General features: G+C 47.8%; 24 protein-coding genes. 7 read left to right on the top strand and 17 right to left on the bottom strand.

Features of this window, described 5'->3' with window-relative positions; all coding sequences use genetic code 11:
• Positions 1-26 precede the first annotated feature (26 nt).
• Positions 27-1,658 (bottom strand): ribosomal protection-like ABC-F family protein, encoded by a 1,632-nt coding sequence (gene abc-f, locus CYJ37_RS20740; protein WP_101551560.1) that lies wholly within the window; start codon positions 1,656-1,658, stop codon positions 27-29.
• Positions 1,659-1,965: 307 nt separating this feature from the next.
• Here abc-f and CYJ37_RS27415 point away from each other — a divergent pair, with 307 nt between their 5' ends.
• On the top strand, positions 1,966-2,130 hold the full coding sequence (locus CYJ37_RS27415; protein WP_009791875.1) for a hypothetical protein: 165 nt from the start codon (positions 1,966-1,968) through the stop codon (positions 2,128-2,130).
• A 17-nt stretch (positions 2,131-2,147) separates the two neighbouring features.
• Here the strand turns inward: CYJ37_RS27415 and CYJ37_RS20735 are convergent, their stop codons facing one another.
• From CYJ37_RS20735 to CYJ37_RS27825, 3 genes are read right to left on the bottom strand one after another with little or no spacing between them, the layout of a single operon-like run.
• Entirely contained in the window at positions 2,148-3,023 is an 876-nt protein-coding gene (locus tag CYJ37_RS20735) for an aminoglycoside 6-adenylyltransferase (protein ID WP_101551558.1), read from the bottom strand.
• 27 nt (positions 3,024-3,050) lie between these two features.
• Entirely contained in the window at positions 3,051-3,287 is a 237-nt protein-coding gene (locus CYJ37_RS27830; RefSeq protein WP_257964271.1) for a hypothetical protein, read from the bottom strand.
• The gene (locus CYJ37_RS27825; RefSeq protein WP_257964270.1) at positions 3,284-3,550 is read right to left on the bottom strand and encodes a DinB family protein; all 267 of its coding nucleotides are present in this window, start codon (positions 3,548-3,550) and stop codon (positions 3,284-3,286) included. The genes CYJ37_RS27830 and CYJ37_RS27825 overlap by 4 nt, the downstream gene beginning before the upstream one ends.
• 175 nt (positions 3,551-3,725) lie before the next feature.
• Between CYJ37_RS27825 and CYJ37_RS20725 the strand changes: the two genes are divergently transcribed.
• Together CYJ37_RS20725 and CYJ37_RS20720 are read left to right on the top strand one after the other, a co-directional pair.
• Positions 3,726-4,226, top strand: coding sequence for a hypothetical protein (locus CYJ37_RS20725; protein ID WP_022543461.1), 501 nt, complete (start codon positions 3,726-3,728; stop codon positions 4,224-4,226).
• Positions 4,227-4,249: 23 nt separating this feature from the next.
• Complete coding sequence (locus tag CYJ37_RS20720; protein ID WP_101551556.1) at positions 4,250-4,741, top strand: hypothetical protein; 492 nt, start codon at positions 4,250-4,252, stop codon at positions 4,739-4,741.
• Here CYJ37_RS20720 and CYJ37_RS20715 read toward each other — a convergent pair.
• Positions 4,738-5,772 (bottom strand): GGDEF domain-containing protein, encoded by a 1,035-nt coding sequence (locus CYJ37_RS20715; RefSeq protein ID WP_022543460.1) that lies wholly within the window; start codon positions 5,770-5,772, stop codon positions 4,738-4,740. The two genes, CYJ37_RS20720 and CYJ37_RS20715, sit on opposite strands and share 4 nt — an antisense overlap.
• A gap of 222 nt (positions 5,773-5,994) precedes the next feature.
• Between CYJ37_RS20715 and CYJ37_RS20710 the strand changes: the two genes are divergently transcribed.
• Positions 5,995-6,531, top strand: a complete 537-nt coding sequence (locus CYJ37_RS20710) for a hypothetical protein (RefSeq protein WP_101551554.1) — start codon at positions 5,995-5,997, stop codon at positions 6,529-6,531.
• Between the two features lie 80 nt (positions 6,532-6,611).
• Here CYJ37_RS20710 and CYJ37_RS20705 read toward each other — a convergent pair whose 3' ends face one another.
• From CYJ37_RS20705 to CYJ37_RS20680, 6 genes are all read right to left on the bottom strand, one after another.
• Entirely contained in the window at positions 6,612-7,517 is a 906-nt protein-coding gene (locus CYJ37_RS20705; protein WP_257964269.1) for a macrolide 2'-phosphotransferase, read from the bottom strand.
• A 531-nt stretch (positions 7,518-8,048) separates the two neighbouring features.
• Positions 8,049-9,743, bottom strand: coding sequence for an NAD-dependent malic enzyme (locus CYJ37_RS20700; protein ID WP_101551552.1), 1,695 nt, complete (start codon positions 9,741-9,743; stop codon positions 8,049-8,051).
• Between the two features lie 245 nt (positions 9,744-9,988).
• A complete protein-coding gene (locus CYJ37_RS20695) occupies positions 9,989-11,335 on the bottom strand; it encodes a 2-hydroxycarboxylate transporter family protein (protein ID WP_101551550.1) in 1,347 nt (448 codons plus the stop codon).
• 121 nt (positions 11,336-11,456) lie between these two features.
• On the bottom strand, positions 11,457-12,164 hold the full coding sequence (locus CYJ37_RS20690; protein WP_101551549.1) for a response regulator: 708 nt from the start codon (positions 12,162-12,164) through the stop codon (positions 11,457-11,459).
• A complete protein-coding gene (gene dcuS, locus CYJ37_RS20685) occupies positions 12,161-13,762 on the bottom strand; it encodes a DcuS/MalK family sensor histidine kinase (RefSeq protein ID WP_101551546.1) in 1,602 nt (533 codons plus the stop codon). Before dcuS ends, CYJ37_RS20690 begins: the two co-directional genes overlap by 4 nt.
• Positions 13,763-13,886: 124 nt before the next feature.
• A complete protein-coding gene (locus CYJ37_RS20680) occupies positions 13,887-14,627 on the bottom strand; it encodes a sulfite exporter TauE/SafE family protein (protein ID WP_374703162.1) in 741 nt (246 codons plus the stop codon).
• A gap of 428 nt (positions 14,628-15,055) precedes the next feature.
• Here CYJ37_RS20680 and xylE point away from each other — a divergent pair, with 428 nt between their 5' ends.
• Complete coding sequence (xylE, locus tag CYJ37_RS20675; protein WP_101551544.1) at positions 15,056-16,477, top strand: D-xylose transporter XylE; 1,422 nt, start codon at positions 15,056-15,058, stop codon at positions 16,475-16,477.
• Positions 16,478-16,550: 73 nt separating this feature from the next.
• On the opposite strand, the gene CYJ37_RS20670 is transcribed toward xylE, so the two are convergent.
• The 3 genes from CYJ37_RS20670 to xylA form a co-directional block, all read right to left on the bottom strand.
• Complete coding sequence (locus CYJ37_RS20670) at positions 16,551-17,534, bottom strand: aldo/keto reductase (RefSeq protein WP_101551747.1); 984 nt, start codon at positions 17,532-17,534, stop codon at positions 16,551-16,553.
• A gap of 99 nt (positions 17,535-17,633) precedes the next feature.
• Positions 17,634-19,133, bottom strand: coding sequence for a xylulokinase (xylB, locus tag CYJ37_RS20665; protein ID WP_101551542.1), 1,500 nt, complete (start codon positions 19,131-19,133; stop codon positions 17,634-17,636).
• Between the two features lie 22 nt (positions 19,134-19,155).
• Positions 19,156-20,478 carry a xylose isomerase gene (gene xylA / locus CYJ37_RS20660; protein ID WP_009791894.1) on the bottom strand — a complete coding sequence of 441 codons (1,323 nt, stop codon included), beginning with the start codon at positions 20,476-20,478 and terminating at the stop codon, positions 19,156-19,158.
• A gap of 189 nt (positions 20,479-20,667) precedes the next feature.
• Here xylA and CYJ37_RS20655 point away from each other — a divergent pair, with 189 nt between their 5' ends.
• Entirely contained in the window at positions 20,668-21,297 is a 630-nt protein-coding gene (locus tag CYJ37_RS20655; RefSeq protein ID WP_101551540.1) for a YesL family protein, read from the top strand.
• 19 nt (positions 21,298-21,316) lie between these two features.
• Here the strand turns inward: CYJ37_RS20655 and CYJ37_RS20650 are convergent, their stop codons facing one another.
• The 3 genes from CYJ37_RS20650 to CYJ37_RS20640 form a co-directional block, all read right to left on the bottom strand.
• The gene (locus CYJ37_RS20650; RefSeq protein ID WP_009791896.1) at positions 21,317-22,138 is read right to left on the bottom strand and encodes a carbohydrate ABC transporter permease; all 822 of its coding nucleotides are present in this window, start codon (positions 22,136-22,138) and stop codon (positions 21,317-21,319) included.
• Between the two features lie 14 nt (positions 22,139-22,152).
• Positions 22,153-23,031, bottom strand: coding sequence for a carbohydrate ABC transporter permease (locus tag CYJ37_RS20645; RefSeq protein WP_022543454.1), 879 nt, complete (start codon positions 23,029-23,031; stop codon positions 22,153-22,155).
• A gap of 90 nt (positions 23,032-23,121) precedes the next feature.
• A complete protein-coding gene (locus CYJ37_RS20640) occupies positions 23,122-24,423 on the bottom strand; it encodes an extracellular solute-binding protein (RefSeq protein WP_009791898.1) in 1,302 nt (433 codons plus the stop codon).
• Between the two features lie 142 nt (positions 24,424-24,565).
• On the opposite strand from CYJ37_RS20640, the gene CYJ37_RS20635 reads away from it, so the two are divergent.
• Positions 24,566-25,765, top strand: a complete 1,200-nt coding sequence (locus CYJ37_RS20635) for an ROK family transcriptional regulator (protein WP_101551538.1) — start codon at positions 24,566-24,568, stop codon at positions 25,763-25,765.
• Positions 25,766-25,789: the final 24 nt, after the last annotated feature.

Genomic DNA, 25,789 nt, shown 5'->3' with positions numbered 1-25,789 from the left:
TCCCCAACCTAATATCCGCACAACATTCATCCAAGCTCCCTTATCCGCCTTGTAAGCTCATTAAATTTCCGGTCCAGCTCCTGATATTCTTTGTCTTTCGGCGTCATAAAGCTGAGCTTCCCCAGCACTTCCTGCCTTTCAGTTTCAAGCTTCATCCTCAGCTCTTCCCGGTCATCCCTTGTTTCCGGTTCCTGGTCGAATTGCCTTTGAATAGTCCCGCCTGCAATCACGAGCTTGCTGCTGGTTATTTTCTCAAGAAAATAGCGGTCATGCGACACCGCCAGTAGTGTCCCTGGATAGGCTGACAGGGTTTCTTCCAGCTGTTCGCGCGAAGGAAGGTCAAGATGGTTGGTCGGCTCATCAAGTATGAGCACATCTTTTTCCTCCAGGATGTATTCCATCAGCTTGCACTTGACGCGCTCGCCCATGCTCATATTCCCGATCGGCTCCTTCCACTGTGATGCCGTAAAGCCGAGATGCTTCATCAAGGTTTGGACCTTCCCTCTTTCCGCAAACGTTTCCCGGTAAAAAAGATCCTCCGGCGTCTGGTCGAGCGGCAGATCGAATACTTCCTGCGTCAAGTAGCCGACACTGGCTGCCGGCGACACCCAGACCTCTCCCTCTGCTGTTTCCTTTCCCATGATGATTTTCAGGAAAGTCGTCTTCCCGCTGCCGTTCGGCCCTGTTATGGCCACTCTTTCGCCATGCTGGATGGTAAAATGCGCTCCTTCAAACAGCCTGCGCCCATCAAAGGATTTTGCAAGATTCTTCACTTCCAAAAACCGCTTGCCCCGCTTTGTGTTTGCCGAAATCGAAAAGCGGACCTCATGCTCAGGCGCGACAGGAGCTGCTTTTGATTTTTCCAGCTCCTTTTCCAGCCGCTTCCGTTTGGATTTCACCTGTGAATCAAGGCGCTTCGCCTTCACACGGTGATATTCCTTGAAGCCTTCCTCTTTCATCGATTTAGCATGGCCGGTGTTTGCCCAGGAGCTCAGCTCATTCAGCTGCCCCTCGATCCGCTCGACCATCTTCTGCTGCTTTTCATATTCCCGCTGCTGTGCAAGCCGTTTCTGCCTCCGGGCCTCCATATAACTCGAATAATTCCCTTTATGCTCAATCAGCTGCTTATCCTCGATCGACCAGATTTTAGAAACCGCAGCATCCAAAAAGTGGCGGTCATGGGATACGAGGATGATCGTCCCTTTATAGGCTGCAATCTGTTCCTTCAAAATCTCCATGCTCTGCTCATCCAGATGGTTGGTCGGCTCATCAAGGAGCAGAAGGCCTGCATCTGCCGCAAAGCCTTTTGCGAGACGGGCCTTCAGTTTTTCCCCGCCGCTCATCCGTACATAGCCCACAGCAGGAACCTGCCATTTTTCCAGCAGCTTAATTTCCAATGGAGATTGTTGCCCTGAAGCATAGGATTCTGTTTCCTGCTCTACCATCAGGATATCAGCTTCCTGTCCCACCCACTGGATTTGCCCGCTGGAAGGCTGCCTCTCACCGGTGATCAGCTGCAGCAGAGTGGATTTTCCGGCTCCATTTTTCCCAATGATGCCGATCACTTCCCCCTGCAGGACACTGCTATTCACCCCTTCAAACAGGCTTACATCCATAATTTCATAGCTAAGGTCATTCAGTTTCAACATTTCCTTCATACTCTCATCCCTCTCTTTAAGGGAGAACCAAAAAAATCCTCCCAATTGAATTGGAAGGATTAGCCGTACCTTTGCATCAGCAAATAAACCATTATCATAATGGCTGAATGATGTATAAGTGAAAAATGGGCAGACTAATCCTATTTTTTGTGTGAATTGAAATATGCTATTTCAATCAAGAAAAAATAAGATCAGTTATCCATCGTCCACCCATCATTCCTTTCGCACTTAGTTGGATATTAGTATACCACAAAATGGCGGAACATTGTGATATAATACGTAAAAATAAGGAAAAGGAGGACACCTGATGTCTGGAAAAAAAGTAGCCGTATTCATCTTTGTTGGTGTTTTGGCTCTGGTCATTATTTTGTTTGTTGTTATGAATTTGTTTTTCAGTTATATGGAAACCAATGATGGTACGGATGATACTGCCTTCAACACTCCTTCTGTCTATATTGCGGACAAGTTATAGAGGGAAATTATCGAGGCTCACACTGGCCGCTGCTCTTGGCTATAAAGAGACTCCACCAGCCCTGCTGCATATGCATCCCCTTCTTCAGGATAGTGAAGATCCATTTTTACACAAACATCTTTGGCAGTTTCTCTGAAAAAGCTCATCGTATTATGCAGGGCCCTCCAGACATCCTCTTCTTCATAAACTCCATAAAGGTTTTTATAGGCGGACACTGTTTCAGGATCAGCCCATTTTTCAAAAAAGCGGTTACCGTGCCAGGTGTCAAAAGCAAGGCCTTTATTAAGCTTGTTCTGCGTCCGTACCAGCTGCATGAGCAAATGCTTCATATAAGAGTCGCAAATCGATTTTGCATCAAGCAGCTCTCCCCGCCTGATTTTCTTTGCAGCCAATACAGCATGGTACCAGAAATCATGGATAGCATTTCTTATCTCCTCTGAACCAGGCATCTGAGGGGCAGGCAGGTTTTTGGGCGCCTGATGAACCAGGGCAGTGACGGTGCCGTCCTTGTCGAACAGTACCCTCACACCCTTTGCAAATACGCCAAGCGGCTCCGGATCCTGCTCAAGCTCCGGCAGTGCGGAAACAGGGAAAAACGCAAAGTCCACATCAAGCCCCTCTTCAAACAGGACCCTTCTTTCCTTTCCTCCCCCAACGGCAGTATTCTCAAGGAATGTCAGATAATGCTTCCCTATTTTCCCCAGCCAGTCTGTATCATCAAGAAATGCAGACGGGTTTTCCACGATAGCCACAAGATCAAGGTCGGAATACTCGTCAGCCGGCACCTCCGTTCTTGCCCTGGAACCTACAATGAGCGCCGCCCGGATCTTTTCATCGTTTTTAGCCATCTCCATAAATCCCGCTATTATTGTTTCATAAGTCAGTTTGTTCATTATTTACTGCTCCTTTTACTCATACTCTTAAATCCCCAGCCTCTCCTCCAGCTCCCCTTTCTGCCGGAGATGATGCCGGAAATGCATTTCAGCCAGCTCGTGCCACTCCATGGCGCTCAGCCAGCCGAAGCCTCCATGCTCAGTTTTAAGGTCAGGTTGAATCTTATCCAGTTTTTCCCCCAGCTCCCTCATCCTTCTTTCCAGCTGCACAAGCCTTTCGAGCAGGGAAGCTGAAGTACCTGAGTTGTCCGGCGGCTGGTTCATCTCATCCGGCAGCCTGATTTTAACAGGCGGGAAGCCTCCTTCCCTGAACAGCTTTTCGCCAATTCCGTTTTCCCTCTGCCCTGTACAGGCTCAGCAGCAGCGCACGCTTCCGCTTCATCCAAATACTCATCGGCCACCACAATCACATGATCATACATCTGCGCAAGAGACCATACCCCACCAGCCGGAATTTGCCTCAGCTGTTCCAAATCATACTTTCCGAGGCTTTGTTTATAAATCTCCATGACACTCTGCTCCGCCATCGCTCCCGCTCCTTTCCAAAGTCCCTGACACTACTATTCTCCACTCCAATTGGGAAATCCTTTGTGAGGCCGGGGGGACAGGTCCCTTGGCTCAAAAAACAAGAAATATTAGCATTTCCAAAAAGCAGTGTCTCCTGCTAAAGTTAATATGAATATTAATACAGGAGGCTTCTTCATGCTTGGCATTAAAAACTATAAGTCAGTTTTCTACGGAGACTCTTTGGAATTCATAAAGAATCACGGCAATCGCCTTAGATCCATGGTTAATAAAAATCTATGTGGGATGTGGACTGTCCACGAAGTGTCGAGCGGTGAATTTTGGGGTGATTGTCCAGTCGTCTTACTAATAGGAGGACAGCAGCTGGAGTTTTGTTCGTTTAAAGATCAAATCGCTGTAAGCTGGAATGCAATTGATGTAAATGAAAGTATAATATGGTATGGATCCTGGGATTTAAGACTTGAATGGCGAAAAAATGCGATAAAAGGCACTTCTGCTCTCACCGGCAGTCCAGTAGAGGGGGCAGACTTGATTGAAACAGCACAAGGAGGTTACTCCAGCACACTAAAAGGATTAGGATTGAAGACAGCTAAAGGCTATATTTCGCTATTTAATGAGTTTGATGAAACAGTCCTTGCGTTCAAAAAAAATGAAGAGTGTCTTTATACAGAAATCTAAGCCATTCCCAAAAGGAGCATACCATGAAAAAAGCTTGGATATTGATTATAGGCCTTTCCCTTTCCTATCTCACCGTTTTCATGATTACCGAAATTTACACGATCAAACGGTTTGACATTATGTCCGGCAACGGAAATATCGGTCTCCTGCCTGCAGGCTTCTTGCTCCTTCTTTCTATTCTTCTCATAGTGCCGATCTATCAATCTATCCCAAATACAATTAAAAACAGCTGGATTGCAGCTGTTTTCTTCTCAGTTTCCCTTCTTATGCTGATTTCTATTTATATTGGAAAATCAAGACTGGGCCACATCAGAAAATCTCTTTCCGCACATTTTGAAAGCAGCGATGTCAGTCAGTTAACAAGCGGCATGACAATCTACACTAATGCTGTCTATATCAATATGTTCAGCTTTAGCACGGTACTGCTTATCATTGTTCTACTAACTATGATATTAAAAAAATGCACCGGACGAAGAAACCGGTACCTTGTCCCTGCAGCAAAAAAGGGACACTAAATCTGTCCCTCATCCCCAAACGTCACCCGGTTCCGCCCCTCATGTTTAGATTGATAAAGTCCCTGGTCAGCTCTTGAGAGAAGGGAATCTACAGTATCTCCTTTTTTATACTGGGCAACGCCAAAGCTGGCAGTCTGATTCCCTGCCGGGGGAAAGCTGCTTTCCATAATCACCTTTCTCAGTTTCTCAGCCAGGTTTACTGCACTTTCCCCTGTCTTTGGGGTAAGAATGATAAACTCTTCCCCTCCCCAGCGCCCAAAAAGCTCAGCACCCGTCAGTGGTTGTCTGACGAGTGAAGCCAGCTGTTTGAGGACAAGATCACCTGCATCATGACCATAAGTATCGTTCACACATTTAAAATGGTCGATATCAAAGAAGATCACAGAAAAACCTTCTGATTTTTTTATCCATTCTTCAAGCCACCCATCAATTCGAAGCCGGTTTGCAATGCCGGTAAGCGAGTCAGTATAGGCGACCCTCTTCATGCTTTCAAGCTCTGAAAACAGCTTGAACAGGTGAAGGGCCATATAAAATACAAGTATATAAAAAAGGTAGGCCACATAAAACTGAGCCAGTGACTCAAGGCTGTCGCCAGAGGCATTAGGGAGATTCATCAGTCCAAAAGCAAATATAATGACAAAAATGAAAAGCGAATAAACAGCGCCCCATTTTGCCCTTAAGATCAGGAAGAAAATCAAAATAACTGCCGGAACCCAGATGACAGAGACCCCAAATGCCCCTTCCTTCCCCTTTCCGATATAATTAAAGACACCATCATATATGATGGCTATATGTGCAGCACTGATGATCGCCAAAGTAGCGAGCTCAAAAGCACGCAAAAACTTTTTTTTATAAACAGCAGCCCAGCTGATGATATTCCAAGCTATCAAAATCCTTGTCAGATATGTTTCTAAATTGTCTTCCGAGTCATTTTCCATAAGATTATAACTAACCATAGCCAACAGAATCAAAGGAATCATATACAGATAGATCATACGTTTGAAATCCATATATGAATTATACTTTCTCAAATCCGCTTCCCCTTTAAGTCGCAGTGCAGTTCTGCTTTATAAACTTCTTTCTTTATCTTACAAACAAATGGAAAAAAGTCCAGTCTTTTCGGCACAAAACAAAGCTCCTGCCCCGCCGGCAAAAGATCTTTCCTCCGCCCTAAAATAGTCTGCAGCTGCAGGAGGTTTGTCCATTCGTTTCTTCCTGCTTTTCATATATTGATTATGAAGGGAGTGAAATGAATGCGATTTAATATTTTGACGACAGGACCGATGAAAATTCCGGGCCAAATCTCAGGGGATCCAGCAGGAGGTCCGCCTGACGTTGTAAGAGTTTCCATCTCCAATCCGACTAATCGAGATTATAGGATTCAGCTGTTTGCGGAAGTCTGTTCATTAGACGAGGACGGTGTTGGCGAATCAACCCTCTTTCCAGACGCTGTATTTGTCATCCCGGCAGGCAGCTGCCGAAACAGGACATTCGGTTTTTTAGACCCGGACATAGGAGGAAATGCCGGTGACCAGCTCCGCTTCTTCGCAGTCGGTGATGTGGAGCTTCAGGCGGTAAAACTGGAGCTTTCCTTTGTAGGACAAAGGCTTGCTGATGAAATGAATGAACCGACCATGTTTTTCCGCCATGATGATCTGCTTGAGGTGAGAAACAGATATACACATCCAATCAGCGAGGCGGTTTTGGGCGGTAGCAGCCAATCGTGGGACACGCTCACTGCTGGTGATGAAGGTTCGGATCCTGCAAGTGCAGGAAATGAGGCAGAATAGGCAATTGATCTTGAGGGGCAGGTCATGCACAATGTTCCATAAAAATCGGGACAAGGTGCACTTCCCCTGTCCCGCTGCATTTATAAGTTTTCCTGGCTTAAAATCTGTTTCGCCATTTCCATATATTCTTCCAGGCCGGATTTCAAGGCGAATTCGGCAATGGCTACAGGATAGGCTGCTTCAAGCTCCATGACATGCTTGGCCATGTTTGGCCACACGTACCCCCCGGCAGCACTGTAGCAGCCGATTAGCCGTTCCAGCTCTTTTTTGCCAAATGTACGGTAATGCCCTACGAAATCATTGGCTATATCAGTTACTGACGCTTCTGTCCAGTCGATAAAACCAGTCACCCGTGAGTCCTCGTCGATCAGGATATGCCCGGGATGCAGATCCCCATGCACCAGACCAGTCTGTTTGGGCCACATCGAGCTATCGTGCACCCACGTCTGCCACCTTTTCCACAAGGCGTCATGTACTTCAAACTTTTCCTTCACTTTTTCCATTCTCAGCATCATACTGGCTCTCGCCGTTTCTGCACTCTCAACTGGCAGTTTCACTCCCTCAGCTTCGTCCTTCCCAATCTTATGGAGGGAAACCATGGCTTTTGCCAGACTCTCTATATACTTCTCTGGCAAATCATTCACGTCCAGCTCCCATTTATAGGCTTTAGCTTCATGATCAATGGTGCCTGCAGGAACGCCATCCAGCTTTTTATAGGCAATCAGTTCCTCGTTATATACAAGCCAATCCGGAGTCTGGATCAGGATATAGGAGCCGACCAGCTCAAGTGTCCTCTTTTCCTTCGCAGTTGACGGTATTACATCCCCCCTCCTGGGGAAACGGAGCACCCATCTCTCTCCCTTGACATCTTCCACAAATACAACCAGGAAATCAAGCCCCGACTCATTGAATTCCAGCGGCTCTTCTTTAGCTTCAATACCATTTTTTCTTGCAATTCTTAATACCTTTTCTTTTGCCATACTCATAGTCCATTCTCCTTTAATGCTATTTTGTACTAAAAAAACACAGACTGGGTGCCTGTGTTTAAAGTAAATGGAAAATATAGTTATGTCTGTCCTAAAAAAGAAATGCCAAAGAGAAGACAAAACTCAAAAGGCCATGAAAAAAGACAGCAAAAAAAGAGGACAGACTCGTCCTCCCTTTCCTTATACAATCAAACGTAAAATAAGGTTTTCTTAAAAATAGGCAGACCAATCCCATTTACCCTGCACACAGGCAGAGCCCTTGAACGTATTTAATTAACGATTCAAAGCTGGGAAAAAACGTAGTCTGATGCTGGCTGCCACAAAGAAAACCTCCATTTCTGTTAAAAGTTGAATCTATTATATCATGAAAGGGGCCGCAGGGATACAGGCTGCTGTCACATTTATCCTGATAGAAAACCTTTTTTTAATGACTGTCCCGCATTAGGCCAATACAGTGTCCGATCAGTACATAGAGCACCGCCCTAATCCCAAAAAAGAGGGACAGCAAAACCTGTCCCCCCCCTTGTATCACTATTTACTCTTAATTTGTTTATATTCAGGCTTCCACATAGCATCGTCTACAGCTTGTTCAATATCGTCGATCTCCGCTTTGGCAATGCCTTCCTGGACGGCAGCCTTGGCTACTTCGATGGCAACATGCCTTGAGACGTCAGCCAGTTTGGTGATGGCCGGCAGCAGGGAAGCACCAGGCGTGCTGCTGTCTGATTTCTCGGCAACTGCATTGGCTGCAGCGGCGAACATGCCTTTTGAAATGATTTCAGCTTTGGCGACAATCGCTCCGAGGCCGAGGCCAGGGAAAACAAATGCGTTATTGGACTGGCCGATTTCATGGCTGATTCCGTTATACTCTACATTCGCAAACGGGCTTCCTGTGGCAATGAGCGCCTTGCCGTCTGTCCAGTTGAAAAGATCCTCAGGCACCGCTTCAGCTAGGAGTGTCGGGTTGGACATTGGCATGATGATCGGTCTTTCAACGTGCTTGGCCATCTCCCTTACGATTTCCTCTGTGAAGGCGCCGGCCTGGCCGGAGGTGCCGATCAGGATCGTCGGCTTTACCCGCTTCACCACTTCCAATAACGGAATCGTGTCCGCTCCGTCTCTTTCCCAATCCTTGACTTCCTCTGCACTGCGTACATAAGGCTTTTGGAATTTCAGGACATCAGGCGTTTCTTCCGTCAGCAGTCCGCGATAGTCAAATGCCCAGAACCGGTCATATGCTTCTTCACGGTCAAGACCTTCAAGGATCATCGTTTCTGCCATCTGGTCTGCGTTTCCGATGCCTGCCGCCCCAGGTCCAAAAACAAGGATGCGCTGGTCCTTCAAGGATCCGCCTGTCACCTTCATGGCAGACATGACGGCAGCAAGTGTAACAGCCCCTGTTCCCTGGATATCGTCATTGAAAGTCAGGATTTCATTGCCGTACTTTTCCATGATGTTCCGTGCGTTCACATTTCCAAGATCTTCCCAGTGAAGAAGAACATTCGGGAAAAATTTGCGCGCCGTTACAACAAACTGGTCGACAAACTGCTCATAGCGCTCACCGCGGACGCGCGGGAATTTATTTCCGATATATAAAGGATCATTGATCAGGTCCTCATTATTGGTCCCTACATCAAGCACAACCGGAAGCACACGGCTTGGATCAATGCCGGCTGCCGCTGTGTAAACTGCCAGCTTGCCAATCGCGATATTGATCCCGCCGACGCCCTGGTCGCCGATTCCCAGGATACTCTCAGAATCCGTCACAACAATCAGATCGATTCCTTCATGGGGCTTATTCAGGTTTTCGAATGCCTTGTCCATTTCCTCCGGATCTTCAATGGTCAAATAGAGGCCGCCCGGACGATGATATTCATGGGAATAGCGCTGGATCGCCTCACCCACAGTCGGTGTATAGATAATTGGAAGCATCTCGTTCAAATGATCTCTGAGGAGACGGTAGAACAGGACGACATTACGATTATATAAGTCATAGAGCACTCCATTTTTGAACATATTGTTTGTCCGTCTGGAGAACTGCTCATACGCACGTGTTGCCTGTTCATCAAGAGTCAGCACCTGGGTTGGCAGCAAGCCCTGAAGCCCCAGATCATCCCTCTCTTCTTTTGTAAATGCGACACCTTTATTCAAATAAGGATTTGATAGAAGCTCTTTTCCTCTCAAATCTGTGTAAATTACGTTTTTTGCACCATCTGAAGCAGTCATAGATCATAGTTCTTCCTTTCAATTGGAGTCAATTTCCGTACTATTCCATGTTAGTAGCCTTTACCCATTATCTCCAGGTTATTTAACTAAAATTATTTAAAAAAGCAAGCAGCATCACATGCCGCCCGCCCATACCAGAATCCATTAAATACTATTCCAGCTTTTCTGTCAATTCGCGGGCCAGGGGGTCTGTCCCCTTGGCCCTGCCCTTGGCCCAGCCCCCTCAGCCCAGTCCCGGACCCGGTTCAGTTCAAGATCTTCATTAACAGAATGGCAAGGATGACTGTTGATGCGCCGCCGATTCTTGTGGAAACCTGTGCGAACGGCATCAGGGACATGCGGTTGGAGGCTGAAAGGATGGCAACGTCGCCTGTTCCGCCAAGGCCGCTGTGGCAGCCTGTAACGATTGCGGCATCAACAGGATACATTTTCATCAGTTTTCCTGTAAAGTAGCCTGTGATGACCATGGCCAGAACAACAGCCACACAAACTGCAATATAAGAAGGCGTTACGATTTTCACTACATCCTCAAGCGGGATATACAGCATTCCAAGGCCGACCATCAATGGCCATGTGAGGCTGGATGAAACGAATTTATAAAGGTGGAAGGCACCCTGCTCCATTTTGGCCGGCATAAGCTGCAGGCATTTAACAAGGGCAGCCGCAAAAATCATCAGGACTGGACCCGGGATGCCAAGGACATGGTGGCCAAGCCCTCCGATAATGAAGAAGCTGCAAGCAATCAGGAGCCCTGCCCCCATTAGCGGGAACTCGACAGGTTTGTTGATTGTCGAAGATTCTGTGATCCCGTCTCCGCCCTTCGATTTGACCAGGACTCCTTTTCCTGTAAGCTCCGGCTTTTTCTCTCCCAAGCGGGACAGGATGCCGGCACAGATGATCGCTGCAATATTTCCGATGACCGCTGCAGGAATCAGCTGGCCGACAAATGATTCTGAGCTCTGGCCAAGGACATCGGCATAGCCGATGGACAGCGGCAGGATTCCTTCGCCAATCCCTCCGGCAATGATCGGCACAACAATATAAAACAGCGTATGCTTTACATCATATCCAAACAGCATACCGACAAGAACGCCCGCACAAACTGAGGCAAGTGTACCCAGAACAAGCGGCACAAACATTCTGGTAAACCCCTGGATCAAGACCCTGCGGTTCATACCGAGGATACTTCCGACAACCAGGATCGAAATATACAGGTACAGGAAATTGGATGTTTTCATCAGCTGGGTGACAGCATCCATTCCGGTTGTATTAATAATATTAAAAAATACCAATATAGAAGGAACGAGCAGCGATAGTATCGCCGGGCCCCCGATATCCTTCAGGATCGGGATTCTCATTCCGATATCGCCAAGCAGGATTCCCATTGCCATAATGACGGCAAATCCGCCGATCATATCAGCCGGCAGTGATTCATAAGCTGCCGCAGCATATACAACAAGTGCTATTAAAACATAAAGCGGAAGCGGCACTGCTCCTACTTTTATACTTCCCAATTTTGCAAAAAAGCCTTTTTTCTCTTCCCTTTGATCTTCTGGTGCAGAAATCGGCTGCAGTTTCTTAGCTGGTTCCATAAAGCTTTCCTCCCATCTGTTCTACATGTCCATCTTAATTTCTCTAAAAGCGTTTTCATAGATTATGTAATTAGAGAAATTCTTTTTGAAATTAAAAAAAGTAAGCAGTTTCAGAAACTGCTTACAGAAAGTTCTTAATCAGATGCTCTTTATATGGGTTATATTCATGCTGGTACACGGGACGGCCGATCGTGCCATAGATGACCTTCACATCCAGTATGCCAAGCTCTTTTAAAAAGTTCAGGTATTTCCGCGCCGATACTCTTGAGACGCCTACCGCCTCGGCCATCTCGTCGGTGGAGAACGGTCCTTCCTTAAGCTCCTGCACGGATTCCCAGACCTGTTTCAGCGTATCCTTTGTCAGTCCTTTCGGGAGCTCTTCCACAACCGACGGCTCCTCGCGCCGCAGCAGGTGGCTGTCCAGCTCCTGCTGGGTGACCTCTTCCCTCTTTTCAGCGAACCGGCTCTGCTGCTCATAGGCTGTCAGCGCCGCATTGAACCGTTCAAATTCAAATGGCTTGATGAGATAATCCACCACACCGGAACGCAGGGCCTGCCTGATCCGGTCCATATCCTTTGCGGCAGAGATGATGATCACATCGGTTTCCAGCTCATTTTTCCTTAGATAATTGACCAGTTCAAGCCCGAGCCTCCCGGGCATATAAATATCAAGGAGAATCAGCTGGATGTCCTCCTTCTCCAGAAGGCTGACCGCTTCATCGACCGACTTGGCCGACGCAGCCAGCCGGAACCCTTCTACCTTGGCAAGATACCGTTTATTAATTTCAGCGACCATCGGATCATCTTCAACAATCATTACATTGATCATGTCTCATCATCCCCCGCTTTATAAGGTATATAGACGGCAAACTGCGTCCCCTTTCCTGCCTTGGAGGAAATGATCAGTTCCCCCTCCAGCTTATCAGCCGCCTGTGTGACCAGATACAGCCCGAAGCCCCTGTCCTTCCCTTTTGTGGAAAAACCCTTCTCGGAAATCCGATCCTGGATTTCCTTTGTCATACCGCTTCCTGTATCTCTTACTTCTATTGTTAAAATTTCCTCGGCATAATCCAGCATTAACTCTACTTTTTTGACCGGCCTTCCTGATACAGCTTCCAATGCATTATCGATTAAGTTGCCGATGATCGTGATCAGATCATGGGTGATTTCCGGATCGGCCGGCTTTGGCAGATTATCGGCACAGTCAAACGACAGCACCGCCCCTGATTCCCGGGCATTGCTCAGCTTGCCGATGAGAAAACCGGCCAGGACCGGGTCCTGAACCTTCTTTGTTACAAAGCCCATTTCATTCTCCCGGTGATTGACTGTCTCGTTCACATACCTGGCAAGATGCTCGTACTGCTCGGTATGGACCATCCCCAGGATAACATGAAGCTTGTTCATGAACTCGTGGGCCTGTGCCCTCAAAGCATCTGCATAATTGCGGACACCTGTAAGCTGTTCAGCAAGCAGCTGGACCTCCGTCTTATCCCGGAAGGTCGCAATGGCGCCGACGAGCTGATTATCCACCACCACCGGCACCCGATTGACAAGAATCGTCACCCCGTGGAAGCTCTGCTCCTGGTCAAGATGTGTTTTCCCTGTGATCAGGACTTCCTTCAGGCGGGTTTCCGGAAGATACTCCTCAATCTGCAGCCCAACCGGATCCTTTTCGATGCCGGCCTTTTGAAAAAGCTTCCTTGCCGCCCGGTTTACGAGCGTAATCTTCCCGCTCTGGTCAACGGCAATGATTCCTTCACGCACAGACTGCAGCATTGAGCTGCGCTCCTCCAGCACCTTGGCAATCGCGGAAGGTTCCAGTCCCAGCAGGATTTTTTTAATGTACCTGGCAAGTATCACCGCACCGATAATCCCCACCAGGATGCCGATCAGCGTGCCGATGTAGATTGCGTTCTGGCTCTTATGGACAGCCTTCGTTACCGTCTCTAGAGAAATGCCGACAGCCACAGCCCCTATCTGCTCTCCTGTGCTGCCAATGACAGGAGTGAATGCCCTCATCGATGGTCCGAGTATGCCTTTGGAATAGGAAACATACTCTTCCCCCTTCAGGACAGGGCCTTCATCCCCGCCCCTGAAGTGCTTTCCTATCTCAGATGACTCCGGATGTGACAAGCGGTAGCCCTTCATGTCCATTACAACAATGAAATTAACATTCGTAAGCACCCGCATTTCATTGGCAAAATCCTGGACCCCTGCATCCTCAGGCCCCCCTTCCAAAGCATCTTTCACAATCATGCTGTGCGACACCATTTTAGCGACATTCAGCGCTTTATCCTCCTGCGTTTCCTCAACACTGGAGGTGACCCTGCTGCTGATCAGCAGGTCGGTGATCATAAGGGAAAACATGACCACCAGACAGACAAATATAATAATGATGGCTTGCAAGCTCCAGCGGCCCTTTTTCATAGTTTCCTCCAGCCATAGATTTAATTAAAGTATTCTCCTCCATACCCATATCCACACAAAGTAATGACAAAAGACCGCAGAGCCCTTCCCTGAGGAAGGACCTTGCAGTCTGTCTTTTCCTATTTTAAAACAGCAGGATGAATCCAGCCATAATCGGCGTCAGCACCATGGCACTTTTTAAAACAGGAAGCGGCACATAATTGGTGAACCGTGCTCCGAGGTAAGAGCCGATCATCGTTCCAGCCAGCACCTGCAGCAGCAGGATCGCATCAAAGTATCCTTCAAAATAATAGCCGATGCCGCCGGCCAGCGCAATCGGCAGGATGACCAGCATCGTCGTCCCGACAGACTTCTGCACAGAAAGGCCTAAGACGGCTAATAGTCCAAGCTGAATGAAAGGCGCAGAGCCGATGCCGAACGTGCCTGACAGCAGGCCGCAGACAATTCCCACAAATGCAGCTTTCATAAACAGCCTGCGCTGCGGCTCTGCTCCCTTGTCCTCCATCCGGCTGACAATGAACAAACGGACCAGCAGCATTACAGCTGATAGAAACAGCATTCCGGCCGTCAGCCAATGAAGCGAATCAACCGGGATCCACACCGCAATCCCTGAGCCCAGGAATGAAGTGACCGCTCCAAAGCAGCCGACAGCCAGTCCCATTTTCACATCAATATTGCCCTGCCGGTAATGGCTGTAAGCCCCCGACATGGTCGTAAACACCATCGCCGCAAGCGACGTCCCAAGCGCCGTATGGATCGGCACCCCGAACACCACCGTCAATAGCGCAATAATAAACCCGGATCCCCCGGCCCCGATAAAACCAAGCAAAATCCCTAAAAACAGCATCGTAAACGTAATAGCCAAGCAAATCCCCCCTATTAAGCAGCTTCAGCAGAATTCATAAATGGAAGAAAAGCACCAGCTACTATTATAAAACTTTACAAAAGTGCGGGAGAATTTTGTAACTAAAAAAACCGGGCCAGGGGGTCAGGTTCCTTGGCTCCGTTTTGGGAGTAGGCCAGGGGGCCGGGTCCATTGGCTCCGTTTTGCGAGTGGGCCAGGGGGTCTGACCCCTTGGCTCCTTCCTACTATCCAAAACTTAGTTCATTCATTAGACAAACTTAATATGGTCTGCTATAATGCAATTATTCATTATTGTAAAAAAATTATCAGCAGGGGAGGGAATGGGCAGTGAATTTCTTTTATACCGGTAAATGTAAACGCTTCAAAAACTATGACAACAATGTAAGCGTTTAACTATCATTCCAGTATAATGAAAACTGCCTTCACACATGACGAAACAGCACAATGGTTCGCTTTACATCTTCTCTATCACACTCGTTGCCACTCTCGGCGGCCTGCTCTTTGGCTATGATACAGCTGTCATATCAGGGGCTGAAAAATCAATCCAAATCTATCTGGTGGACAGCCTGGGCTTAAGCTCGTTTATTCATGGAGCCACCATCTCCAGCGCTCTGATCGGATGCATCATCGGCGGCATCATTTCCGGTTATTTTTCTTCTGCATTTGGCCGAAAAAAATCGCTGATCATTGCGGCCGTATTATTCCTTTTATCAGCACTTGGCTCTGCTTACCCTGAGTTTCTGTTCTTCTCAGCGGGTGAACCTACTATCGGCCTTCTGCTGACATTCAATCTTTATCGCATCATCGGCGGCATCGGGGTCGGACTCGCTTCCGCCATTGTGCCAATGTACATAGGGGAAATCGCCCCGGCAGCCATCAGGGGCCGGCTGGTTTCTTTCAATCAATTTGCCATCATCTTCGGCATGCTGGTCGTTTATTTTGTCAATTGGGGAATCGCACGCGGGCAATCAATGGAATGGATCAATGAAACCGGCTGGAGGTATATGTTCCTGTCTGAAGCCATCCCGGCCCTGCTGTTTTTCGTTTTCCTTTTCTTCGTGCCGGAGACGCCCCGCTATCTGTCTCTGAAGAATCAGGACGAAAGCGCACTGAGGATTCTCTCGAAAATCAACGGCCCGGCAAGCGCCAAACAGATACTCAGCGAAATCAAAGGTTCCATGAATGCAACTGCAGAGAAAATGTCCACCTTTGCTTTTGGAAAAAAAGTGATTGTCATCGGCATCCTGCTTTCCGTTTTCCAGCAGTTTGTCGGCATCAATGTGGCTCTCTATTACGCTCCGCGCATTTTTGAAAGCATGGGCGCTGCAAAGGATGCTTCCATGCTGCAGACGATCGTCATGGGACTTGTCAACGTCATCTTCACTGTTATCGCCATCATGACGGTCGACAAATGGGGACGCAAGCCGCTCCTCATCATCGGCTCGATCGGAATGGCCATCGGCATGTTCGGTGTCGCGGGCCTCGCTTTTGCCAATATCATCGGCATCAGCACGCTTTTATTCATCATCGTGTATACCGCTTCCTTCATGATGTCCTGGGGGCCGATCTGCTGGGTGCTGATTTCCGAGATCTTCCCGAACCGCATCCGCGGACAGGCTGTGGCGATTGCGGTTGCCGCCCAATGGGGTGCCAACTATCTGGTCTCCTCCACCTACCCGATGATGATGGAATTCAGCGGCGGGATGACCTACGGCATTTATGGCCTGATGAGCGTCCTTTCCGCCATCTTCGTCTGGAAGTATGTGCCTGAAACGAAAGGCAAATCCCTAGAGCAGATGGAAGGCCTGTGGAAGGCGCCTGCCGAAACAAAGCGTTCTAAAGCAATATAAGCTATAAAACGGGACAGCAACCCTGTCCCCTCACCAAAAAAAGGCCTCCTGCCAGAGCTGGAGGCCTTACCTATTAATAAACGCCCCGGATATGGGCATGCACTTCCTTCTGATAAAAGTCCTTCAACTTCTGCAGTTCTTCTTCACTGAACGGCTTTGCCTCCAGTGCTTCGAGATTGCTCTCCACCTGCTTCACATTCCGGAAGCCCGGGATGACTGTGCTCACCTCCGGCTGCTGAAGAATCCATTTGATGGCCGCACCTGCCATGCTTCCCCTGCCTTCTTCAATCCACTTCACCTGCTCGCTCAGCTCCACGCCTTTTTCGAAATCAAGTCCGCCGAATGTTTCGCCGACATTAAAGGCTTCCCCGTTGCGGTTGAAGTTGCGGTGATCATCCTGCTCAAACGTGGTATCCTTTGAGAATTTTCCTGTCAGAAGCCCGCTAGCCAGAGGTACACGCGCAAGAATCCCTACCTTCTTTTCCATCGCCATTGGGAAAAGCTCATCCAGCGGCCTTTGCCTTAACAGGTTAAAAATGACCTGCAGCGCGCTTGCCTTCGTATTCTCCAGGCAGAAGATCCCTTCCTCGACCGTTTCCACACTGACGCCATAATAGCGGATCTTCCCTTCCTGCTTCAGCTGCTCAAGCACTTCGAAAACACTGCCATCTTTAAGAATTTCCATAGGCGGACAATGGATCTGATAAAGGTCGATTGCCTCCCGATCCAGCCTTTTCAAGCTGTTTTCACAAAAAGACCGGACACTATCCATTGAATAGGTTGCAGGATCATAAATATCAGCGCTGCGGCAGAACTTTGTAGCGAAATGGATGGAATCTTCCTTCCCTTTCGTGGCCTTCGCCAAAAGCTCCTCGCTATGCCCGTCTCCATACACGTCGGCCGTATCAAAGAAATTAACGCCCGCGTCCATTGCCCGTTCCAGGGCTTTAAGCGCTTCCCCGTCATCTGTCTTTCCCCATGAACCGCCGATCGCCCAAGTGCCGAAACTCAGTTCACTTACTTTCAAGTCGGTATTGCCCAGCTGATTATATTTCATTTCGCCAACTCCTTCTTTTATACAGAAACCCAGAAGGCTGCCCCGGGACTTTGCATATACGATGCATCCTTCCAAGGCAGCCTTCTGGTTTCATTATGTTTATTTTCGATAGGCCAGCAGCTTTTCATTAAGTGCTTTTGTCTGCCCGTAGACTTCCTGGTATACAAGGAATAATTCTTGGTAAATCTCCACATTTCCTGCATCAGGGACAAATTCTTTTTCGACCTTCAGGAATGCATCGCCGCACTCCTTCAGAGAAGAAAACCACCCGCTGCCATAAGCCGCAATCATAGCGGCACCCATGCCAGGACCCTGCTCGCTCGAAAGCTTAACAATTTTGCTGTTGAAAATATCCGCCTGCATTTGCAGCCAATCTTCATTCTTCGTGCCGCCGCCGGTAGATACGATGGTATCGATCTTTTTCCCATTCTCTCTGAAGATAGCCAAAGATTCGTTCAGCGAGAAAGTGATTCCTTCCATAACGGCACGGACGAAATCCTTGCGTTCATGAGAGCTGTCCATCCCGATGAAGCTTGCCCGTATGCTTGCGTCCGCATGCGGAGTGCGCTCCCCGGATATGTAAGGCGTGAACAGCAGTCCGTTCGATCCTGGAGGGACAGTTCCTGCTTCAGCCAGCAGTTCCTCAAAGCTCTCTTCCGCTGCGAATACATTCCGGAACCAGCTCAGGCTGTGGCCTGCTGCAAGGGTGACTCCCATCGTGTAAAAAACGTCCTCGGCCCCATGATTGAAATAATGGACTTTTCCACCGAAATCTTTATCGCTGCTGCTTTCATAAGAAAGGACCACACCAGACGTACCGATGCTGCAAAGGGTTTTCCCCTCCTCAAGGATACCGGAGCCGATCGCTCCGCAGGCATTGTCGGCACCGCCGGCAAATACCTGGACAGAAGCCGGAAGGCCGGTCGCTGCTGCAAACTCAGGAGTGATATTCCCCGTCTTTTCATGAGATCCCACCAATGGCGGGCAAAGTGCTGTGTCAATATCGAGAATATCGCAGATCTCGCTGCTCCATTCTTTTTTCGCAATGTCCAATAACAAAGTCCCCGCTGCATCGGAATATTCCATCTGCAGCTCATCGGTCAGCTTGAACCTTACATAATCCTTCGGAAGGACAAAGGTTTTCGCCTTTTCATAGATCTCTGGCTCATGCTCTTTCACCCAAAGCAGTTTCGGCAAAGTAAAACCTTCCAGTGCCGGATTCTTCGTAATCTCAAGCAGCCTCTCTTCGCCGACCCGATCGTAGATCTCACGGCACTGTGCCGTCGTCCTTGTATCATTCCAAAGAATGGCATTGCGAAGCACTTCATTGTTCTCATCCAGAAGGACAAGGCCGTGCATCTGCCCGGAAAAACTGAGTCCCTCAATGTCTTCCGGATTTCCGCCAAATTTTTGGAGCAGTTCAGACAGCCCTGCCGCTGTCTGATCTACCCACTCTTTCGGATCCTGCTCGCTGTAGCCGGTCTTCTCCTGGATCAGGGGATAGTCCTTGGAAACCTCCTGGACCACATTCCCCTTTTGATCGACCAGCAATATTTTTACCGCGCTTGTTCCTAAGTCAACGCCGATTACATATTTCATTGGTGCACCTGCCCTCTAAGAGTTACTCTCCCGCATAAGCCCTTAACAGATATTGATTGATCGTAGCCTTGATGCTTTCGAGGCGGCCGGACTGGTGCTTCACTTCAGCCAAGCCCAATGCATGCTCCTCAAGCTTATGGAAATCTGTCCTGCCTTCAACGATCTCAAGGCCGATGCCTTCTGTATAGCTCTTATAGCGGTTTTCAACCACATTGTCCAGCACCTTGTCATCAATCAGCTTCTGTGCGACCTTCAGGCCAACCGCAAAGCTGTCCATTCCGGCGATATGGGCGTGGAACAGATCTTCAGGCTCAAATGAACCCCTTCTCACTTTCGCGTCGAAGTTGAGTCCGCCGCGGCCAAGTCCGCCATTTTTAAGGATTTCGATCATTGCAAGTGTAGTAGAATACAAGTCTGTCGGGAACTCATCTGTATCCCAGCCAAGCAATGGATCGCCCTGGTTGGCATCTACTGAGCCAAGCATATTGTTTACACGTGCATAGTGAAGCTCATGTTCGAATGTATGGCCGGCCAGTGTTGCATGGTTTGCTTCAATATTGAATTTGAAGTGGTCCTGCAATCCGTAATGCTGCAGGAATGCATACCCTGTCGCCACATCGAAATCGTATTGATGAGTTGTCGGCTCTTTTGGCTTAGGCTCGATCAGGAATTGGGCGTCAAAGCCTATTTCCTTCGCATAATCCACTGCCATGTGCATGAAGCGGCCAAGGTTATCCATTTCAAGCTTCATGTCTGTGTTTAAGAGAGTTTCATAGCCTTCACGGCCGCCCCAGAACACATAGTTTTCTGCGCCGAGTTCTTTTCCGACCTCAAGGCCTTTCTTGATTTTCGCTGCTGCATACGCGAAAATATCCGCGCTGTTTGAAGTTGCAGCACCATGGACGAAGCGTGGGTTCGTGAAGTTATTCGCCGTATTCCAAAGCAGCTTTGTTTTGCTGTCCTTCATATAATCTTTAATCATGCTGACGATGATATCTAAATTTTGGTTGGTTTCTCTCAGGCTGCTTCCTTCTGGAGCAATATCTACATCATGGAAGCAGAAGAATGGCACATCCAGCTTTTCAAAAAATTCAAAGGCTGCTTCAACGCGCGCTTTTGCCAGATCCATTCCCGTGAACTTATCCCAAGGGCGGAGCATTGTTCCAGTTCCGAACGGATCGGAGCCGTCCATTGTGAACGTATGCCAGTAAGCTACACCAAAACGCAGGATTTCTTCCATTGTTTTCCCGCCGATTTTTTCCTCCGGGTTATAAAATTTAAACGCAAATGGATTGGTTGATGCTGAACCTTCATATTTAATCTTTTCAATGTTAAAATAAGCCATTTTTCGTTCCTCCCAGAATCATAATAAAGTTCATTATCTTTTTATAAAATGTAAATGCTTTCAAAAAGAATTATATCAATATTTCATTTGTTTGTCTATTGAATAAACAAAGATTCCTCATAATACTGCGAAATGATTTTTATTCCAGTATAATAGGTTTTACATAAGGAAAAATTGGAGGCTTGAGCCATGGCAAGCAGCGTTTTATACCGGATATTTGAATGGATCACCCGTTTCGCTTATATGAATCTCTTATGGATACTATTCACTCTTGCAGGAGGCATCCTCTTTGGGTTCTTTCCCTCCACCCTCGTCATGTTTGCCATCACAAGGGACTGGCTGAGGGGGAAAACAGACACACCCCTATTCCCCAGCTTCCTTTCATATTATAAAAAGGATTTCTGGAAGGCCAATCGCCTGGGCTTCATCATTATCACCACCGGTTCCCTGGCCGGCTTCAATCTTTGGTTCACTCAGGCCGGTTTTGATGTGCTCACCTGGGCCCATGTCCCTTTGCTCGCGTTCCTGATGATTTTTCTGTTGTTTCTTCTTTATCTATTTCCAGCATTTGTTCATTTTGATCTGAATGTCAGGCAGCTCATCAAACAGGCCCTGCTGATCATGCTCGTCAATCCGCTCCACACCGTATTGATGATTCTCTGCCTTGCTTCGCTTTACTTTATCACTCAGCTGGCCCCGGCGCTTGCCTTTATCTTCGGCGGGAGTTCAGCGGCTTTTATCATCATGTGGCTCTGCCTCCATGCCTTCAATAGAATCCAGCGGAAGCAGGCCAAACAAAAAGCACTTTCTCCTGATTGAGGAGAAAGTGCTTTTTGTTTTATCCTTTAACTGCACTTGAAGAGATGCCTTCAACAACTTTATTGCTGAAGAAAAGGAATGCCAGCAGGATCGGCAGCACACTGATGATGAGAGTCGCGCCGATTGCGCCCCAATCAGTCATATACTGGCCGATGAAATTCTGGATTCCGACCGTAAGGGTTTTATACTGATCAGAACTGATAAAGGTATTGACGAAAACAAACTCATTCCAGTTATAAATCATATTGATGATCACAGTGGTCGACATGATCGGGATCGTCATAGGCAGGATGATCTTGAAAAACATCCTGTGGACTGAACAGCCGTCCATAATCGCCGCTTCTTCAATTTCCCTTGGCAAAGTGTAATAAAAGCCGAGGAGGATCATCATCGTAATCGGCAGATTATAAGCCGTATACGTAATGACGATTGACCACGGATTGTCGATCAGATTTACATTTAAGAACATGCTGAACAGCGGAATGATCGCTGAATGGATCGGGATCATCAGCCCGACCATGAATAGCCCAAGCACCAATTTGCTCAGCTTCCACTGCATCCTTGTAATCGCAAAAGTCGCCATGCTCGCCAGGATTACGGTCAAGAGGATGGCCACGCCTGTAATCCAGATGCTGTTCCAGAAATAGATTCCAATGCCGCCTTCCCATACTTTGCTGTAATTTTCCCACCTGAATTCAGTTGGCAGCGAGAAAGGGGATTTTGAGAAGATTTCCTGATTATTTTTTAAAGAAAACAGGAACAGCCAAATGACCGGGAAGACCTGAAAGATGGCTACGATGGCCAGGCAAAGATAGAGTATGAAGTAACCTGCTCGTTTCATTGTACAACCCTCGCTTAATATTGAATTTCTTCTTTAGTAGCTGTTGCCTTGCGCACAATCACTGTCACAATCAGCGTAATGATCAGGAGCAGGAAGCCGATGGCACTGCCGTATCCGAAGTCATTGCTTGCGAAGGCCAGTTTATACATATAAGATGCCATAACCTCACTGGCGCCATTTGGGCCGCCGCCGGTCATTACATATATCAGGTCAAAGTATTTCAGTGACCCGACTACAGCCAGCACAATCGTTACTTTCACAACACCCATGATCAATGGAAGCTTGATTTTCCAGGCGATCTGGAGCGGTGTGGCCCCATCGATCCTTGCTGCCTCAACCAATGATTCCGGAATGTTCTTGAGTGCTGCATAGTAAATCAAAATGTAAAACCCTGCGTATTGCCACAAGATAGGAATAAAAATCGCATAAAGAACGATTGACGGTTCTGCCAGCCATGCTGGAGGATTATCCACACCGAAGGCCATCAGGATGCTGTTGAGCATTCCATTGGTCGGGTTGAACACCTTGATCCACAGCTGTGCGATCGCTACAGATGACAGCAGCATCGGGATCAGGTAGATTTTTCTCAGCAAATCTGCCCCTTTGATCCGGGATGCCAATATCATTGAGATGGCCAGATAGATGACCAGGCTCAGCGTTGAAAATACGGCCAGCAGGAAAGAATGGTAGGCACTGTCCCAAAACTTCCCATCCTGGATGGCATTGATATAGTTTTCCAGCCCTATGAACTCCATAGCTCCGATGCCATCCCAGTCCATCAGGCCGTAATAACCGGTCAAGATCAGAGGGATGAAGATGAGGATACCAATCAGAAGGAGTGCAGGGAGAACGTATAATGCGATAATCCACTTGTTTGACATTACTTTATTCATCACATTCAACCCCATATTTAAAAATGAAAAGGACAATCCTGCAAAGGGTATGTCCTTTTCTTTAGTTGATTACTAGTGTTCCGCGGACCCTTATTCTTTGGACAGCGCTTCTTCGTGCGCCTTGGCAAAGTCTTCAGGAGACACTTCTTTTCCAAACAGCGACTGAATCATATCCAAATGCACCTGGGCTGTATCTGCGCTCATCTGCACATCTGCAAAAAGCGTGATATTGCTGGCAGAGTTCAGGTCTTCCAGGACATCGACATACATATCAGGAAGGTCAAGTGACGCCGCATCCACTTTCGTTGCCGGGATGACGCCTGCATCTGTCACTGACTTTTCTCCCCACTGCTGGATGAAGTAGGAGGCAAATTCCTTTGCTTCTTCCTTTACATCGGAATCCTCTGCAACGAATAATCCTACACCAGGACCGCCTACAAAGCTGTCCATGTCACCTTTTCCGTCAACGGTCGGGAAGTTGAAGTAGCCGACAGAATCCCTGAATTCCTGAGGAACGTCTTCATTGGTTGTGTAATTCGGCAGATCCCATGTGGCAATCAGGTACATAGCTGCCTGTTCGTTCATGAACATGCTCTTCGCTTCTTCATCGGCAAGACCGTTGAAGCCTTTGACAAACGCATTCATATCAACCAGCTCCTGCACCTTTTCAGCAGCTGAAACCAGGGCAGGGTCTTCAAATGAACCGCTGCGGTCGATCGCTTTTGTCAGCACATCTCCCCCGCCGATCCGGTCAGCCAGATACATATACCATAGAGACCCGGTCCAGCGGTCTTTGTTTCCAAGCGCAATTGGAGCAACGCCGTTTTTATCCAATGTTTCTACTACATTCTGAAACTCTTCATAAGTTTTAGGCGCTTCCAGTCCATATTTTTCAAAAATAGCTTTATTATAGAAGACTGTTGCAATGTTCAATTCTAGCGGCAGTCCATATGTGCTTCCATCGACTTCATATGCTTCTGCTGTGCCGGATACGAATTTATCTTTTAAATCTCCTTCAAGAAGGTCATCCAGCGGGGTGAATTTCTTTCCGCTTACATAAGGGTCCAGGAATCCTGCAGCCCATGTCAGTCCTACATCAGGCAATTGGTTAGAAGTTGATAATACTTTCAGCTTATCTTTATACTGCTCATTGCTCAGCACTTCCAGGTCCACTTTCACATCCGGGTGCTCGCTTTCAAAATCCTCAATGATTCCGCTTACAATTTCGTTGTGCAGTTTAGAGCTTCCTTCAGGCCAAAGGTGCATGAATTCAATTGTTTTCTCATCACCGGAGCCGCCGCTCGCTTTTTCGTCGGATCCTGAACAGCCTGTAATCAGGGCAAGGGAGGAAAAAATGGCAAAGACTGTTGTAATCGCTTTCTTCTTTCTCAAACTAAATACCCCCAATATTCTTTATTTTGAAACCGAGATTTGTTACTAAACATAGATTACCATCTCAAAGAATGTTTGTCTAGCGGATAAACTAAGTTTATAATATAAAATGAAAATGGTACACTTAGGAAAACAAAACGAAATGGAGCTTTTAAAAATGAGGCTGACCCAGACCTACAACCAGCATGTTGTAAAAAAAGGCAATAAGTCGTTAGTTCTGCAGACCATCCAGGAGTATACCCCTATTTCAAGGGCGGATATCGCCAACCTGACCGGATTGAATAAAGGGACCGTCTCCTCCCAGGTGAGCGAGCTGCTCAGTGAAGGCCTGATCCTTGAATCAGGGCCAGGTGTTTCAAGCGGCGGGCGCAGGCCTGTTATGCTGCTCTTCAACCAGGTTGCCGGCTATTCCATCGGCATTGACATCGGCGTCAACTATATTCTTGGAATCCTGACCGACCTTCAGGGTAAAGTCTGCAGCGAGGAACTGATTAAGTTTAATGACCTGACTTATGACGAAATCAAAGAAAAGTTATTCAACATTGTCGATACCCTGATCGGTTCAATGCCGAAAAGCCGTTACGGGCTGGTCGGAATCGGCATCGGCGTGCCTGGCACCGTCAGCACGGAAGGCGAAATCCTCCTTGCCCCCAACCTGAATTGGCGGCATATCGACCTGAAATCAGTGATGACAGAAAAGTACAATGTTCCCATCCTGATTGAAAACGAAGCCAATGCAGGAGCATACGGTGAGAAAAAATTCGGTGCCGGACAGGAAGCCAATAATATCATCTATGTAAGCATCGGCATCGGAATTGGCGTCGGCCTCATTTTAAACGGAGAGCTCTATAAAGGAAATAATGGATTCTCCGGTGAACTTGGCCATATGACAATTGAAACGGGCGGACCTGTATGCCGATGCGGCAACCAGGGCTGCTGGGAGCTTTATGCTTCTGAAAAAGCACTGGTCGAATCTGCGGCAAGGAATGAAATCCAGCCGGAGGATGGGCAGAAGCTTTCACTTGAAAGCCTGAATGAACTGGCTGAAAACGGGGATGCCGGGGTCATCCGTATTTTCGAAGGGATCGGCGGCTACATCGGGGTGGGAATCAATAATATCATCAATATCTTCAACCCTGAGCAGGTTATCATCGGCAACCGTCTCGCCTCTTCTTCCAAGTGGCTGGAGGAACCGCTGAAGAAGAAGCTGGTCCATGCGCTTTCCACTCACAAAAAGGATCTTAAGATTGATTTTTCCCAGTTATCCACCCATGCTGCTGCATTGGGAGCGGCCGCTTATGCAAGCGAAAACTTCCTGACCATCGATATCCAGGAAGTCTAATATTATATCCAGGAGAGGTGCTGT

Source organism: Bacillus sp. UMB0728 (assembly GCF_002858875.1).
Taxonomy (GTDB): domain Bacteria; phylum Bacillota; class Bacilli; order Bacillales; family Cytobacillaceae; genus Bacillus_AB; species Bacillus_AB infantis.
Note: the sequence above shows the minus strand (reverse complement) of the source record. Positions and strands in the feature narration are given on the sequence as shown.

Bases quoted from the DNA above. Each gene is read 5' to 3' on its own strand.
- abc-f (WP_101551560.1), bottom strand. From the start codon at position 1,658: ATGAAGGAAATGTTGAAACTGAATGACCTTAGCTATGAAATTATGGAT.
- CYJ37_RS20650 (WP_009791896.1), bottom strand. From the start codon at position 22,138: ATGAAACGAGCAGGTTACTTCATACTCTATCTTTGCCTGGCCATCGTA.
- dcuS (WP_101551546.1), bottom strand. From the start codon at position 13,762: ATGAAAAAGGGCCGCTGGAGCTTGCAAGCCATCATTATTATATTTGTC.
- CYJ37_RS20690 (WP_101551549.1), bottom strand. From the start codon at position 12,164: ATGATCAATGTAATGATTGTTGAAGATGATCCGATGGTCGCTGAAATT.
- CYJ37_RS20725 (WP_022543461.1), top strand. From the start codon at position 3,726: ATGCTTGGCATTAAAAACTATAAGTCAGTTTTCTACGGAGACTCTTTG.
- xylE (WP_101551544.1), top strand. From the start codon at position 15,056: ATGACGAAACAGCACAATGGTTCGCTTTACATCTTCTCTATCACACTC.
- CYJ37_RS20700 (WP_101551552.1), bottom strand. From the start codon at position 9,743: ATGACTGCTTCAGATGGTGCAAAAAACGTAATTTACACAGATTTGAGA.
- CYJ37_RS20695 (WP_101551550.1), bottom strand. From the start codon at position 11,335: ATGGAACCAGCTAAGAAACTGCAGCCGATTTCTGCACCAGAAGATCAA.
- CYJ37_RS20635 (WP_101551538.1), top strand. From the start codon at position 24,566: ATGGAGCTTTTAAAAATGAGGCTGACCCAGACCTACAACCAGCATGTT.
- CYJ37_RS20670 (WP_101551747.1), bottom strand. From the start codon at position 17,534: ATGAAATATAATCAGCTGGGCAATACCGACTTGAAAGTAAGTGAACTG.
- CYJ37_RS20710 (WP_101551554.1), top strand. From the start codon at position 5,995: ATGCGATTTAATATTTTGACGACAGGACCGATGAAAATTCCGGGCCAA.
- CYJ37_RS27415 (WP_009791875.1), top strand. From the start codon at position 1,966: ATGTCTGGAAAAAAAGTAGCCGTATTCATCTTTGTTGGTGTTTTGGCT.
- xylA (WP_009791894.1), bottom strand. From the start codon at position 20,478: ATGGCTTATTTTAACATTGAAAAGATTAAATATGAAGGTTCAGCATCA.
- CYJ37_RS27830 (WP_257964271.1), bottom strand. From the start codon at position 3,287: ATGAACCAGCCGCCGGACAACTCAGGTACTTCAGCTTCCCTGCTCGAA.
- CYJ37_RS20720 (WP_101551556.1), top strand. From the start codon at position 4,250: ATGAAAAAAGCTTGGATATTGATTATAGGCCTTTCCCTTTCCTATCTC.
- CYJ37_RS20655 (WP_101551540.1), top strand. From the start codon at position 20,668: ATGGCAAGCAGCGTTTTATACCGGATATTTGAATGGATCACCCGTTTC.
- CYJ37_RS20705 (WP_257964269.1), bottom strand. From the start codon at position 7,517: ATGAGTATGGCAAAAGAAAAGGTATTAAGAATTGCAAGAAAAAATGGT.
- CYJ37_RS20645 (WP_022543454.1), bottom strand. From the start codon at position 23,031: ATGAATAAAGTAATGTCAAACAAGTGGATTATCGCATTATACGTTCTC.
- xylB (WP_101551542.1), bottom strand. From the start codon at position 19,133: ATGAAATATGTAATCGGCGTTGACTTAGGAACAAGCGCGGTAAAAATA.
- CYJ37_RS20735 (WP_101551558.1), bottom strand. From the start codon at position 3,023: ATGAACAAACTGACTTATGAAACAATAATAGCGGGATTTATGGAGATG.
- CYJ37_RS27825 (WP_257964270.1), bottom strand. From the start codon at position 3,550: ATGGCGGAGCAGAGTGTCATGGAGATTTATAAACAAAGCCTCGGAAAG.